The organism is Streptomyces sp. ALI-76-A (genome assembly GCF_030287445.1).
Classification (GTDB): Bacteria; Actinomycetota; Actinomycetes; order Streptomycetales; family Streptomycetaceae; genus Streptomyces.
The window spans coordinates 314070-328011 of sequence record NZ_JASVWB010000004.1 but is presented as its reverse complement, the minus strand read 5'-3'; the positions used below and the strand labels follow the sequence as shown (position 1 = coordinate 328011).

The window sequence follows — 13942 nt, the reverse complement described above, 5'->3', positions numbered from 1 at the left end:
ACCACCGCGCCGCCGTTCACGCCGGCGCGGCACGCCGTCGGCGGACGGCGGTGACAGCGCGGAGCAGGAGCAGTACGAGCAGCGAGGCGCCCCCGACGACGATGCCCAGGCGCAGACCGGGCGGGCGGAACGTACAGGTGACGCTGGTCGCGGCGCCGTCGAGAGGCACGGCGATCAGTCCGCGGTGCTGCGCCGCGGGTACGGCGGGTGCGTCGCCCGCGGCACAGCGCCAGCCGGCGATCCTCGGGACCGCGACGACGGCGGTTCCCGCGCTGCCTGCGGGAAGTTCCGCCCGGATCGTGCCACCGGAGACGGTCACGTCGGTGGCGCCGGTCGCCGTGAGCCGTTCGACCGAGGTGCGCAGCCGGGCGGTGTCCAGGCAGCCGACCGCGCTGTCCGGGACGGCGCCCGTCCGGTTCGGCGACAGCTCGATCCGCAGGCGTCCGGACGCCGGGACGGTGCCGAGCCGCTGCATGGCGGCGATCTTGGTGACGGGGTGGTCCGCCCGCAACCGTCCGGTCAGGCCGTGGGCGGACTCACCGGTGAGCCGTGCGGTGCCGGCGAAGGGCGGCGCCCACAGGTGCACCTCGCTGCCCGCCGGGCACTGTGCGGTGATCGTCGGCTTCGCTGCGGGGGTCCCGGGCCGGGGCGGACCGATGCGCAGACCCGGCCGGTCGTCGCGGCCGCGGTGCGGCGGATTGCCCGCACTGGTGCGCACGGTGAGGCGGGGCACGGTGTAGACGCGGGTGCCCAGCAGCAGTTCCTGGTTGCGGTACGGGGACGGCCCGAAGGCGGCCCCGGCGGTGCGAGCCGCGGCACCGGGCGGTCGTACCGTGACCAGGACAGCCGGGAGGCCACGGCGGACGTGGCGGTGGCCTCGCCGAGCTGCGTGCCGAGGAGCAGCAGCACGGCCCACACGGCCGGCACGGTGCGTCGACCGTCGCCGAACGGACGTGCCCGGTCCGTGCGGCGGAGCAGGGCCAGCCCGACCAGCGCGCCCGCCGCTGCCAGGAGCAGCACGGGCCACGCGAGGGGGCGTACCAGGTCGCTTCGGCTCGCGATGACGGTGATCAGGGCGAGCAGCGCGCCCGCCGCGCACAGCGCACGCCGGTCGGGCGGGCCGTACGAGAGCGGGTGCCAGGCGGCGACGACCAGCAGCGCGCACAGCACGAAGGCCTGTCGGTACGAGCTGCCCTGCGGCGCGGCGAAGGCATGCCAGAGCAGGTGGGTCGGGCCCCACTGCATGGTCAGGTGTTGAGGAAATGCGGTCGGCCGGCGATCCGGTGATCACCCTGGCATGCGTTCCCTCCTCGTGGGAGGCCGTCCGAGGCGCCCCGGACCGCAGCGTTCATGTGGCGCCTTCCTCGGGGACTCACCGAGGCCCTGCGCCGTGCCCTCCGCGTCGGCTCCGTGCGGGGGTCGGCACGCCCCGTCCGCCCCGCCGGCCCCGCCGGGCTCGTCGGCCCCGCCCGCCTCGTCGCCTCAGAGGGAGATGACGATCTTGCCGCGCGCTCGGCCCCGCTCCAGGTGCCGGATGGCCTGGGGCACCTCGTCGAGCGCGTACGTCCTCTCGATGACCGGGGTGACCCTGCCGTCCTCGATGAGGTGCCTCAACACGTCCAGGTCCGCGGCGCGCTCGGCGGACATGAGGCCGCGCAGCTTCTGCCTGGTGAAGGGAGACAGCACGATCGCCTGGAGCGTGCGGTCCACCCCTTGCAGCCACCGTCCGTCCCCTTCGCCGCCGACCAGGACGAGGGTCCCGCCGGGGGTGAGGGCGCGCCGGAGGAGTGACAGGGGACGGTTGCCCGCGGTGTCGAGGATCAGGTCGTAGCGGCGGGCACCCTCCGCGAAGTGCGTGAAGTCCTCACGGGTGTAGTCGATGACGTGGTCCGCGCCGATCGACCGGACCAGTTCCGTCTTGGTCGTGCTGCACAGGCCCGTGACCTCCGCGCCGAAGGCCTTGGCCAGTTGCACGGCGTACGTTCCGATGCCACCGGCGGCGCCGATGACCAGGACGTTCTGCCCCGGCTGGACCTGGCCCGTGTCGCGAAGGCCCTGGAGCGCGGCGAAGGCGGCGGTGGGAACGGCGGCCGCCTGCTCGAAGGTGAGGTTGGCCGGCTTCGGTGCCAGCCTGTCCTGCCGGCCACGCCCGTACTCGGCGAAGGAGCCGTCGCAGACGCCGTACACCTCGTCGCCCGGACGGAAGCGGGTCACGTTCCCGCCGACGGCCTCGACCCGGCCCGCGACGTCCAGTCCACGGACGCGGGACCTGGGTACGCGGAGCCCGAATCCCATCAGGCGCATCAGATAGGGCTTGCCGGTCATGCAGTGCCAGTCGGCCGGGTTCACTCCCGCCGCGCACACCTGCACGATCACGTCGTCGGGCCCGGGCTCCGGTCTGTCGATGTCCCTGAGGTCCAGGACTTCCGCCGACCCGTACGTGTCCTGAACGACTGCCTTCATGGTGTCTCCTCATCGTGGTCCGCGTACTGGAACACGTCGTCCAGCGGAACTCGGAACACCTTGGCGATCTGGAACGCCATCTCCAGGGACGGCGAATAGCGGCCCTGCTCGATGGCGATGACGGTCTGGCGGGACACCCCGATCCGGTCCGCCAGGTCAGCCTGGGTCATCTCTCCGTGGGCGAATCGGAGGGACCGGATCGAGTTGGTGACTCTGGTGGGCTTGGGCCTGGATGTGCGTTCCGGTCCGGGTTCGGGTTCCGGCCCCGATTCCCGCCTGGCCCTCACCACGGCTGGAAGCCCCGGCGGTACGCGACGATCCTGGCGGCGGATCCGAGGATCGCGGAGAGGACGAACGCCAGGTAGACCGTGTTGGAGATCCAGAAGTAGTGCAGCTCGGCCATCGACATGGCGAGCGCCGACACTCCGCCCACGACGAGGAACGACTGACCGATGTACTCGCCGAACCGCGCGATCTCCTTGTCGCGCTGGTCCTTCTTGCGGGCGTCCGCGGGCGACAGACTCGCGACAAGGACGTGCAGCACGACGGATGCCGCGATCGAGACGCCGACGGCCCACAACATCGCGGACACGTACGCCACTTCGGCAAGGGGGGCCTCTTGTGCCCGCCCCAGGATGACCGCGGCGTAGGCCGCGTACGTTCCGACCGCGAGGACCGCCATGATCCACGCGCTCTTCTCTTCGAATGGCATGCCATGAAGGTAAAGCAGCCTTGACATCATGTCAAGATTTCTTTACATAGCGGGGGGATGGCGGCTGCTCGTCGGTCGAGGGGAGATTCGGCTGGTCCGCCGCCCGCGGGCGGCGGACGCCTCGGACGGCCTACTCGCCGCGGGTCTCCGCGAGGGTGTGGGCGACGAGGGCGTTGGCGTGGCCTAGCGGTACATCGCGCCACGCCCCGTCCTCACGGACCTGGACACGATCGGCGACGGTACCGACGCAATCCTGCCGGTGCCGGTGTCGAGGTGTGGGGCGCGCATCGTGGAGCAAGCGGCTTCATGGCGGCGGCCGGCTCGCCGAGCGGCACACACGGTCGAGGCTCGGCGGGCACCCCGGCGAGGGGGCGTTCGAGGGGGGAACGCATACTCGGTGATCGTCCAGCCCTGCCGTCAGCGCGGTTGCCGGGGGTGTGCTGCGACGCGAGAACGGAAGGACCGATGGAGGACGTGAAGGAAACGTACGCACTGGGCGTTCCCGAAGAGGTGAACAGCCCCGCGCTGCGCGCCCACCCGACCAGCGGCGCCGCGCGGTGGTTGCTGCGCCACCGGGTGCCGCCGGTGGGGCCGGCGGCCGGCGAGTCACCCTCCGAGGCGCACGCCTGGTGGAAGGTGATGTGCCTGACGGGCGTCGACTACTTCTCCAGTCTGGCCTACGTTCCGGCGATCGCGGCTCTCGCGGCCGGTGCGGTGTCGCCACTGGCGACGCTGCTGATCGTGGCGCTGACTCTGGTGGGGATGCTGCCGATGTACCGCCGGGTGGCCCGGGAGAGCCCGCACGGAGCCGGATCCGTGGCCATGCTGGAGGATCTGCTGCCGTTCTGGTGGGGCAAGTTGTTCGTACTCGTCCTGCTCGGGTTCGTCGCCACGTCCTGGATCATCACCATCACCCTGTCCACCGCGGACGCTTCCGTGCACGTGGTGGAGAACCCGTTCTTCCCGCATGCCCTGCACGGGCACGAAGTCGCTCTCACGGTGGCGCTGTTGCTGCTGCTGGGAGGGGTGTTCCTGCTCGGGTTCAGCGAAGCGGTCAAGGTGGCCATCCCGCTGGTGGCTGTCTTCCTGGCGCTCAACGCGGTGGTCATAGGCGTCGGTGTGGTCGATGTCCTCACCACGCCCGGTGCGTTGTCGGGGTGGACGGACGCGCTGGGCGAGGGCGGCGGCGGTCTCGGGGACCTGGCGGGGCCCGCGCTGCTGGCCTTCCCGCTGCTGGTGCTGGGCCTCTCCGGTTTCGAGACCGGGGTGAGCATGATGCCGCTCGTGTCCGCCGACGGCCGTGACGCCGAGGAACGGCTGCATTCGCGCGTCCGCCACACGCGCAGGCTGCTGACGACGGCCGCGCTCGTCATGAGCGTCTACCTGATGTCCGCGAGCTTCGTGACCACCGTCCTCATTCCGCACGCGGAGTTCGAGCCCGGCGGCGCGGCCAACGGCAGGGCCCTGGCCTGGCTGGCGCACGAGCACGTCGGAGAGGTGTTCGGCACGGTCTACGACATCAGCACCATCCTGATCCTCTGGTTCGCGGGCGCGTCGGCGATGGCCGGACTGATCAACATCGTTCCCCGGTACCTCCCCGACTACGGCATGGCCCCGGAATGGGGACGCGCGGTGCGCCCCGTCGTGATCGTCTACACGGCCCTGTGCATCGCCATCACCATCGCGTTCGACGCCGACGTCGACGCGCAGGCCGGCGCCTACGCCACCGGCATCCTGGCCATGATGGTCTCCGGCGCGTTCGCCGTCACCGTCTCCGTCGTCCGCGGCCGTCGGCGGGTGGCCGCCGCGGGCTTCGCGCTCCTCACCGCGGTGCTGCTCTACGCGTTGGTGGCCAACATCGTCGACAAGCCCGACGGCATCGCCATCTCCGGCCTGTTCATCGCCGGCATCATCGCCGTGTCGCTGATCTCCCGGGTCTCCCGCACCACCGAACTGCGCGCCGACCGCATCGTCTTCGACCCGGACGCCCGCCGGTTCATCGCCGACACCCTCGCCCACGACAACGCCATCAACATCATCGCCAACCGGCGTCAGGCCGGGGACAGCGCCGAGTACGCGGCGAAGGAACGTGAGCAGCGAGGCAGCAATCCGGTGCCCGGACCAGCCGACGTGCTGTTCCTGGAGATCGATGTGGTCGACCCGTCCGACTTCAGCGAAACCCTCTCCGTGCACGGCGTCGAGGTCGACGGTCACCGGGTCCTGCGTGCCGAAGCCCCGGCCGCGCCGAACGCCATCGCCGCGATCCTGCTGGCGCTGCGCGATGCCACCGGGGTGCGCCCGCACTGCTACTTCGCCTGGTCCGAAGGGAGCCCGCTGCGGCACATGTTCCGCTACTTCCTTCTCGGCCGCGGCGACACCGCCCCGGTCACCCGCGAGATCATCCGGAGCAACGAGCCCGACCCGGACCGCCGTCCCGGCATCCACGTCGGAGGCTGACCCCACGTCGGTCCGCCCACGGGAAGCCGGTCCGCCCACGGGAAGCACCGCGGTCGGCGCTCGTACGCCAGCCAGTCACTCCGGTCGTCCCCCGGCCAGGCAGGGGATGACTCCCCCACAGAGCCGGGGGACGGCCGGGGCGAGATACGCGGACCACGCCGATAGCGTCCCGCCGACATCGGCCTCTGAGCCGGCCGTCGATCCCACGGACCGCCCGAGCGAACCTGCCGCTGGTCCTGTGGAGGGTCATGTGCGGCGGCTTGACGAGGGTCATGTGCGACGGGTGACGCACGTGAGCCGCGGTCATACGGGACGGCCGGGTCTGTTCGAGCCACTCCGCACGCGTACGGACACTTGTTCCACTCGGTCCACATGACACCTGTCCGGCTCAGTGAACGGAGAACCCGCCGTCCACGAAGATGCTCTGCCCGGTCACGTATCCGGAGGCGCGGCCGGCCAGGAACACCGCCGCGCCGGCGAAGTCCTCGGCCAGTCCGTTGCGTCCGACCATCGTGCGCGCGGCCAGCGCCGCCACCTTCTCCGGGTCCGACGACAACCGGGCGTTGAGCGGCGTCATGACGAATCCGGGCACCAGTGTGTTGCAGGTGACTCCGTGGGGTGACCACGCCTCGGCCTGTGAGCGGGCCAGTGACTCCAGTGCTCCCTTGGAGACGCCGTAGGCGCCGCTGTGGACGAACGCCCGGTGCGCCTGCTGGGAGGTGATGTGGATGATGCGCCCGAAACCCCGCTCGGCCATGCCGGGGCCGAACCGCCGGCCCAGCAGGTAGGGCGCCTCAAGGTTCACCGCCATCGTGGCGTCCCACACGTCCTCGCCCAACTCGTCCATGGGGGGCCGCAGGTTGACCCCTGCGCAGTTCACCAGGATGTCGGGCTCACCGAACACGTCAGCCGCCCGCTCCGCCGCATCGTGTACCCCCTCGCGGGTGCTCAGATCGGCGCTCACCCAGGCCGCCCGGCAGCCTTCCCCCGCCAGCTCATCGGCCGTGGCGGCCAGTTCGGCCTTCCTGCGCGCCACGACCACCACACTCGCCCCGGCTCGCGCGAGGGCGCCCGCGATGGCTCGGCCGATGCCGGAACTGCCGCCGGTCACCATGGCGACCCGGCCGTCCAGGGAGAACAGTTCGGAGAGGTAGCTCTGCGAGGTCATGTCCGCACCCTAGACGGCGCGTCCGCCGACCGGAGTGGCCGGGGTGAACACGGTCCGCAGGTCCGTCGTGAGGGCGCTGAGGCACCGAGTCAGTACGCGGGACATGTGTGAGGAGGACACCATGCTTCCGGTTGTCCGTAGTATCGCTATGACAGGACCCTGTATATGTGTGTCGCGGCCGCCCGGCCGGAGTCACCCATTACGGCACACATGTACGACGGGTTCTTCAACAGCGGCCTCGGGCCGAGGAAAGGTTGTGCACCCATGTCTGAGAACGCCCTCTCCAACGAACTGACATCGCAGTACACCGCTCAAGTGACCGCCGACCTCGAACGCAACACCAAGGAACAGGAGCGCATCGGCGGGGAGATCGCGGCTCTGCAGGAGCAGTTGGCTGTGCTCCAGCGTGACCACACGGTGCTGGTCAGCATCCAGCGGGCGATCGAGGCGTCACCGGTTCGCGCCGAGCCCACGGCCCCGTCGGACACCGTCGCGGTGCCCGCTCCCCGGAAGAAGACGGCCACCAAGACCGGCGCGGCAGCACAGGAGCGGCCGGCCAAGAAGACCGCCAAGACCGCCAAGGCCACCAAGACCGCGAAGCCCGCCGCCAAGTCCCGCCGGAGCACGGCCGCGAAGACGGCCGCCGAGCAGCCCGCGGCCAAGGCCGAACCCGAGAAGACGGCACAGCCGACGCTGGTCGACCTGGTCCGCAACCATCTCGGCGAGCAGAGCGAACCGCGGTCGGCGGCGGAGATCGCCACCGCGCTCGGCGAGGCCCACCCCGAACGCGGCGTCAAGACGACCGTCGTGCGCACCACCCTCGAAGGACTGGTTGCCAGGAACCAGGCACAGCGCACCAAGCAGGGCTCCTCGGTCTTCTACACCACGCCCGGTGCGGCCAAGGAGACCACGCCGTCGTCGGCCGACAAGCAGTCCGCGCCGGCCGACGCCTGACACCACCGGGGCGCGAGACGCCGGACGCCGTGCCCTGACCAGGCACACACGCGAACAGCGCGGCACCAGGGCCGTTCCGTGCGCCAGCCGGCAAGCGCGAGACGGCGGCCAGAAGCGATGCCGACCAGAAGCAGCCTTCGCTGCTTCTGGTCGCGCTGTTCGGTCGCCGTGGAACCTGTCGGGTGAGCCATGGGCGGCCTCGTACTCAGCACCTCGGCCCCGGCCCGTGTGGCGCTCCCGGTCAGTCGCCCGGTCTCGTGCGGGTCATCCCAGGAACAGCGGTGCGGGTCAGCCGAGGAACAGCGGCAGCCTCACGGCCAGTTCACCCAGTTGCGTCAGCTCCGCGTCGGTCGGGGCGCGCCGGCCGGTACCGATCGACAACGCGTCCCTGTCCGAGAACGACGCGGGGAACGCGGCCCGGGCGACCTGCTCCAGCATGTCGCGTGACCGGGCCAGCCCTTCCGTGGACGGTCCAGTCACGTCCGGGAGGTGCGCGACCAGGTCGAGGTGGTGCAGCGTCCACTCCAGGACGTAGGCGGAGAGGTAGTCGCCCGCCGTGAGGACCTGTCCGCGTGTGCTGACCCGGAGCCCGGGGTCGGCGAGCCGGGCGGCGCGTCCGGCGGCGGAGCCCACGTCGTCGAGGTGGAACCTGAGCAGCCCTGGTTCCTGGTACGCGGCGGCCAGCCGGACGGTCAGCGCGTCGAGCGGGTCATCGCCGGCCGGGGGTGTTCCACCGACCTCCCAGTAGGTGACCGCGTCGCGGGTCGGTTCCGTGTCGGCCGGGGTCACGAGGGTGATCAGGACGTCCTGTGCGTCGATGATCAGGTGACACACCAGGTCCCGTACCAGCCAGCCGGAACAGCCGGACGGTTGTGCGAAGTCCTCGTCCTGGAGTTCGGCGACCGCCGAGAGCAACGCTGTCCACGAGCGTGAGAAGAGATCCACCTCGGCAAGGTAGTGCGGCGCCGCGACGACCGACAAGCACATGACGGCGGACAAGCCGGGGGGCGGCCGGCTCACGGCACAGGCGCCTCACTGGTCCCGGTCCGCCCGCGTCGCACCCTGAATCTGACGAACCATCAGCTTAGGATGCGGTGCGTGGACCCCGCCCAGTCGAGCCCCGCCACCTCCTGGCTGCACCACCGCGCCTCCCTCCCGGCCCGGCTGACCGCCGTCGCGCTGTCGGCGGTGATGGTCCATCGGGCCACCACCGTCCCCCGTCCCGGTCTGGACAACACCTTCGTGGTGGCCGCCGCCCGCACCTTCCTCGACGGCGGATCCCCCTACGCCGACCCGCGCTTCCTCTACCTGCCGAGCAGCGTGCTCGCCGCCGTGCCCGAGGCGCTGCTCGACGACCGCCTCCTGCGCGTGGCCGCCCCCTGCACCGCCGCCGCGCTGGTCCTCACCGGCTGGCTCCTCGCCCTGCGGATCTTCGGTGTGCCCGCGAACAGCCGCCTGGCCGTGCTCGTCGCGGGCGGACTCGCCTTCTTCATGCCGTTCTGGAGCGTGGTCGTCCTGGCCAACTGGACCGCCTCCTCGGTGGCACTGATGCCGCTCGCCCTGCTCCTCGCGGTCCGCGACCGCTGGACCGCCGCGGGTGTGGTGACCGGGCTCGCCATCGCGCTGAAACCCATGCTCGCCCCACTGCTCCTGCTCTTCCTCCTCGCGCGGGCATGGCGGGGGGCCGCCGTCCTCGTCCTGGTCCCGCTCGCGGCCTCCGTCACTGCGGCGCTCGCCATGCCCCGGCCCGACCTCTTCTTCACCCGCGTCCTGCCCTTCCTGCTGCGCGGGCAGGACGACTTCGCCCGTCCCTACGACGCCTCACTGGTCACCGTCCTGCCCCGGCTCTCCGTACCGCCCTGGATGGCCACCTCAGTGGCTCTCGTCCTGGCCGGGGCGGGCCTCCTGCTCGCCCATCGGCGCTGGCAGGGCGGCGGCGACCCGCGTCTGCGGCTCGTGGAGACCGCCGCGATGATCATGTTCGCCACGTTCCTCGTCTCCCGGCCCGCGTTCCTCCACTACGCCCTGGTGCCGCTGCTGCCGCTGCTCGCCTCGGCGGGCCTGCCGGGCAGCGCTCCCCGCTCACCCTGGCTCTGGATCGCCCTGCTCCCCCAGGTCCCGGCCTTCGCCTGGCCTCTGCTGGAGGCGCCCGAACGGCGGGCGTTCAAAGACGCGGTGATGCTCTGCCTGCTCGCTGCGGTGGTCGGCGCGCGATGTCTGCGCGCGGCCGGCGACGGGCAGCCGAGGAGCCCTGCCGAGCCGTCGGTCGCCTTCCGGGCGGGAACATGACTGTCGGGTGCGTCAGGCCGGGCATGACACTCGGGTCGGGTCGGGTCGGGTCGGGTCGGGTCGGGACGGGACGGGTCGGGTCGGGTCGGCATTGACCGTTGTCGCCCTCGGGTCGGACCGACCGGACCGGAGCATCCCCTCGTTTCGGACCGACCGGACCGGAGCATCGCCCTCGGGTCGGGTCGGACCATGACCGCCGGGGTGCCGGGCACCGGGTGACGCTGCCGCCGCCTCTGAGTGCGTCCTGTTCCGAGCGCCTCCGCAGCCGCTCCGCGGCTGACGATCGCAGTCTGCTCGCCGTCGCGACACACCTCGGCCGTGCCGGACGTGCGGTGCCCCAGGCCCGCCGTCGGGGGCCGGTGCGAGGGTGCCCCCGGAGCCGACCCGGTTATCTTGCGGGCCTGTCGGGTCACACCGTGCTCGGCGCGGACGCCGGGCGGGCGAAGTGGGCCGTGACGCCCGGGGAGTACAGGACGCTCACCGGCTCGCCCACCGGTCTGGGCAGTCCGGCCGCCACCACCAGGTCCTCGTCGCACTCGATGAGGTCGGCCCGGTGCAGAGGCCAGCGCGGGTGCGTGTTGGGCACGTACAGCGGGCGGCCGAGGAGTGTGGTGTGCAGGCCCCAGCGGGCGGTCAGGAAGTGCTCCACTTCGGTGGGCTCCGGTATGGGTTCGCCCACCTCCACGCTGATGCGGCTGCGGGTGCCGCGCGGGCCGGGCCACCGCCGTGCACCGGCGTAGGTGACGGTGCGTCCGTGGGTGCGGACACCCATGCGTGACCACACGTACGGCATGCCGAAACCGATCCGCCCCACCACGACCGGCACGAGCCGGGAGGCGTCCAGCGAGAGGAAGACGACACCGCGCCGCCCGTGCCCGTCGACCGTGTAGAGGCGGACGTTGGTCTCGGGAAAGCTGCCGAGGTGGGGTACCGGGGGCAGTCCGAGCCAGCCGGAACGGTGCACCCGGAAGGCCACCACGCCCACGTAGGTGACGCCGCCCAGGGTGTCGGGGACGATCCCCGGCGGCAGTACGCCCGCCACGTCGGCCGGATCCGCGGCCCAGTGCAGGAACGTGACGTCCAGCCAGGACTGGCTGAGCAGCGGACGCCGGATCCCGACCGGCGCGTCGGCCGTGACGGGCGGAAGGGGCGGCGGCGGAGGTGAGGACGGCGGCATCCCGCCAGTATCACAGGGCGCCGCCAGGCGGTGTCCCCGAGGGCCACAGGGTTACGGCGTCCCCTCGCCGCGGACGTGAACGGCTGGATCAGGGCGCAGAGGCCGGGATATCCCGTTGCCGCCGCCGTGCGGGCGCCGGTAGCGTCGCACGGCGCGACGGACGCGTGATCGCGGTGGGCGAGGAGGTCGATGAATATGGCTGCCATCGGTCGTGTTCAGCATGCCCTCGTCCGGTTCGCGCACCGTCAGCACGCGGACCGGGTCGTACCGACGACCAGGAGTCTCACGTGTCTTCCTTCCTCTCACCGACCGACGTCGACCTGTGCACCGACCGCCTCGTCCTGCGGCCGTGGTCCGGCGACGACGTCACCGCCGTCCTGCACGGCACCCGGCTCGCCCACTGGGCCGAGGACTTCCCCGCCGAGGGCGACCGGGTCATCGCCGGTCTCCTCGCCGAGCACCCCGAGTGGCTCGGCACCTACGGCCACCGGCTCGTCGTCGAACGCCATGGCGGCCGCGTGATCGGCTCGGCCGGCCTGTTCTGGCCGCCCACCCAGGGCGCCCTCGAAATCGGGTACGGCATCGTCGCCACCCGCCGCGGACACGGGTACGCGGCCGAGGCCACCCGGGCCCTGACCGAGTTCGCCCTGACCGCACCGGAGGTCCACACGGTGCTCGCCACCGTCGAGACCACGAACCCCGCCTCGGTACGCGTGCTGCACAAGGCCGGATTCCGACAGGTCGGCACGGAGGAGGGAATGGCCCGGTACCGGTTCCCGGCCGAGGGACCGACCCAGCCGTAGCCTTCGGCGGCACGGGGGCGGAACAGCGATCCGCCGACTGCCCCCGTGCATCCCGGGCACACCCGCACGAAGCCAGTCGTGCGGCACCCGGACAGCACGGCCGGCCGCGCGCCCCCCGCGCGCGAGGGGCGCGCGGCGAGATCCGATGAGCCCTGCACGCGCCCCCCTTCGCAGGGAAAGAATGCGCCATGTCAGTGATCAAGTGGCCGAGGTGTGGTGACCGCTCCCCGCCACCGACTCGCCGGAAGGGCTGGTGGATTCTCGTGCTGCTTCGTCTGCCCGTGTCCGTGACCGAAGCACAGGAGTGCCTGGCCGAGGGCGCGGTGCCGATAGGCGGTGCGACGCTCGTGTGGGCCACCTGGCAGCGCGACGGCTTCCCCGACCTGGCCATGTCGCTGCGTCACCTGCCGGAGGCGGGAGTGATCGAGCGCGAGGCGCTGGGTGCGGCCGTGCTGCTCCACCAGATGGACGGCCGCGTACCGGAGGCACTGCGGCGGGCGGCCGCCACCGTCGGCACCGGAGCCGTGCGCCGCACCGCCACAGTCGGCGGCAACCTCGTCGGCAGCACCCTGCGCTGTCTCCTGCCCGCCGCACTCGTCCTCGACGCCCGAGCCGTCGTACTGGAGACCGACGGCCTCCGCGAGACCGACCTCACCGAGGCCGTGACCAAGCGACACCTCCTGCTCGGCCTCCGCTGGCACGAGCCGATCGCCAGCGGCTACCGCAAGCAGCCCGGCGAAACGGGCGGACCGCCGCCCTTCGTCACCGCCGTGGCCGTGCACGCGGGCGACGACAGCGGACACCGCCGCCTCCGGGTCGCGGTCCGCGACGGATACGACGTCCACCACGACAGCACCACCTTCGACACCGACGCCGGTGTCGAAGACGTACTCACCGCCCTCCAGGACACCGCCGTCGGCGCACTCGACGCCCCCGGCCGGGCTGTGGTCCGCGAGCACGTCACCGAGCTCCTGGCCGGCCTTCCCCCTCGCTGACGTACGACCGGATTCCGCCGGCGCGGGAGCCGAGCGGGGCGACTTGTCACTCCGTGGGCCCGCGGCCGGCTGCGGCGGGCCGGTGTGCGACGCCCCGCACGGCCACGCGACACGGCGCAAGGGGCGACGCGGCGAGCCGGAGCACATCGTCCGGGGCATGATGCTCGACGCCGTCGACGCCTCCCCGATGTTCCCCGACCCGTCCCGGGTCGTCCTGCGTCCCACGTCTGCGTCCCGAGCCCGAGCCCGAGCCCGAGTCCGCGCCATCCGTTCGCATCCGCGTCCGCCTTCGGTTTCTCGGTGGAATGCGCGGGGTGCCGCCTACAACCCCTGAGGCACGCAAGGTGTCTTACTCAGTGAACGGGGAGCAACCCGACCTTTCGCGCATTCCAACTCGTTCCAACGGGGGAACACATGAGCTTGGCTCGCACCCGCCGCGGCACCGCCGTGGTCCTCACCGCCCTGATGGCGGCCGCTCTCGGAGCCGCCGGCGCCGGGGCCTCCAGTGCCGGCACACCCGCAGCCGCGCCGCAGACACGGCAGATCGCGTCATCCGTGCTCGGCTCCGACTACAAGATCACCCTGACCGCGTTGCGTTCGGCCGACGACGAGTACGCAGCCTCCGTGCGTCTACAGGTCTACACGCGGACCGACGGCGCCTGGAAGGAGTCGGACCGCGTGACCGTGGGCGACGTGGACGGCTGGTTCTGGCACCCCCTCACGGGCAAGGGCGCCGTCTGCCAGTTCTCGACCTCGGGCAGCGAGCCCGCACCCGTCTCCGTGAGCCTGCTGGTCACACCGTCCATCGGCTGCTCCGACCCGGCGCGGTTCGTCGTGCGGGAGGGCAGGGTGTTCGCCGGCTGAGCCCGGAAGCACTTCGTCGATGCGGCCCCGTCACCGTGGGGTTCCTCGACCGGTCGTGCC

The 13942-nt window shown here is 71.9% G+C and carries 13 protein-coding genes; 6 read left to right on the top strand and 7 right to left on the bottom strand.

What is annotated here, in order from left to right; all coding sequences use genetic code 11:
• Nucleotides 1–16: 16 nt before the first annotated feature.
• The 4 genes from QQS16_RS38005 to QQS16_RS37990 form a co-directional block, all read right to left on the bottom strand.
• Nucleotides 17–916 (bottom strand): hypothetical protein, encoded by a 900-nt coding sequence (locus QQS16_RS38005; RefSeq protein WP_502963958.1) that lies wholly within the window; start codon nucleotides 914–916, stop codon nucleotides 17–19.
• A gap of 566 nt (nucleotides 917–1482) precedes the next feature.
• Entirely contained in the window at nucleotides 1483–2463 is a 981-nt protein-coding gene (locus tag QQS16_RS38000; protein WP_286067122.1) for an NAD(P)-dependent alcohol dehydrogenase, read from the bottom strand.
• On the bottom strand, nucleotides 2460–2750 hold the full coding sequence (locus QQS16_RS37995) for a helix-turn-helix transcriptional regulator (RefSeq protein WP_286068112.1): 291 nt from the start codon (nucleotides 2748–2750) through the stop codon (nucleotides 2460–2462). Before QQS16_RS37995 ends, QQS16_RS38000 begins: the two co-directional genes overlap by 4 nt.
• Entirely contained in the window at nucleotides 2747–3175 is a 429-nt protein-coding gene (locus QQS16_RS37990; protein WP_286067121.1) for a hypothetical protein, read from the bottom strand. The genes QQS16_RS37995 and QQS16_RS37990 overlap by 4 nt, the downstream gene beginning before the upstream one ends.
• Nucleotides 3176–3640: 465 nt before the next feature.
• On the opposite strand from QQS16_RS37990, the gene QQS16_RS37985 reads away from it, so the two are divergent.
• Nucleotides 3641–5632: an APC family permease gene (locus tag QQS16_RS37985; protein WP_286067120.1), complete on the top strand. Its 1992-nt coding sequence runs from the start codon at nucleotides 3641–3643 to the stop codon at nucleotides 5630–5632.
• Between the two features lie 388 nt (nucleotides 5633–6020).
• On the opposite strand, the gene QQS16_RS37980 is transcribed toward QQS16_RS37985, so the two are convergent.
• Complete coding sequence (locus tag QQS16_RS37980; RefSeq protein ID WP_286067119.1) at nucleotides 6021–6800, bottom strand: SDR family NAD(P)-dependent oxidoreductase; 780 nt, start codon at nucleotides 6798–6800, stop codon at nucleotides 6021–6023.
• A gap of 264 nt (nucleotides 6801–7064) precedes the next feature.
• On the opposite strand from QQS16_RS37980, the gene QQS16_RS37975 reads away from it, so the two are divergent.
• The gene (locus QQS16_RS37975) at nucleotides 7065–7754 is read left to right on the top strand and encodes a hypothetical protein (protein ID WP_286067117.1); all 690 of its coding nucleotides are present in this window, start codon (nucleotides 7065–7067) and stop codon (nucleotides 7752–7754) included.
• A gap of 288 nt (nucleotides 7755–8042) precedes the next feature.
• On the opposite strand, the gene QQS16_RS37970 is transcribed toward QQS16_RS37975, so the two are convergent.
• Nucleotides 8043–8699, bottom strand: a complete 657-nt coding sequence (locus QQS16_RS37970; RefSeq protein WP_286067116.1) for a maleylpyruvate isomerase N-terminal domain-containing protein — start codon at nucleotides 8697–8699, stop codon at nucleotides 8043–8045.
• Nucleotides 8700–8852: 153 nt separating this feature from the next.
• On the opposite strand from QQS16_RS37970, the gene QQS16_RS37965 reads away from it, so the two are divergent.
• Nucleotides 8853–10043 carry a glycosyltransferase family 87 protein gene (locus QQS16_RS37965; protein ID WP_286067115.1) on the top strand — a complete coding sequence of 397 codons (1191 nt, stop codon included), beginning with the start codon at nucleotides 8853–8855 and terminating at the stop codon, nucleotides 10041–10043.
• Between the two features lie 409 nt (nucleotides 10044–10452).
• Here the strand turns inward: QQS16_RS37965 and QQS16_RS37960 are convergent, their stop codons facing one another.
• Nucleotides 10453–11220: a YqjF family protein gene (locus QQS16_RS37960; protein WP_286067114.1), complete on the bottom strand. Its 768-nt coding sequence runs from the start codon at nucleotides 11218–11220 to the stop codon at nucleotides 10453–10455.
• A gap of 287 nt (nucleotides 11221–11507) precedes the next feature.
• On the opposite strand from QQS16_RS37960, the gene QQS16_RS37955 reads away from it, so the two are divergent.
• The 3 genes from QQS16_RS37955 (at nucleotide 11508) to QQS16_RS37945 (ending at nucleotide 13882) form a co-directional block, all read left to right on the top strand.
• Complete coding sequence (locus QQS16_RS37955; RefSeq protein ID WP_286067113.1) at nucleotides 11508–12023, top strand: GNAT family N-acetyltransferase; 516 nt, start codon at nucleotides 11508–11510, stop codon at nucleotides 12021–12023.
• Between the two features lie 263 nt (nucleotides 12024–12286).
• Nucleotides 12287–13018, top strand: coding sequence for an FAD binding domain-containing protein (locus QQS16_RS37950; RefSeq protein WP_286067112.1), 732 nt, complete (start codon nucleotides 12287–12289; stop codon nucleotides 13016–13018).
• A gap of 414 nt (nucleotides 13019–13432) precedes the next feature.
• Nucleotides 13433–13882, top strand: coding sequence for a hypothetical protein (locus QQS16_RS37945; protein ID WP_286067111.1), 450 nt, complete (start codon nucleotides 13433–13435; stop codon nucleotides 13880–13882).
• Nucleotides 13883–13942: the final 60 nt, after the last annotated feature.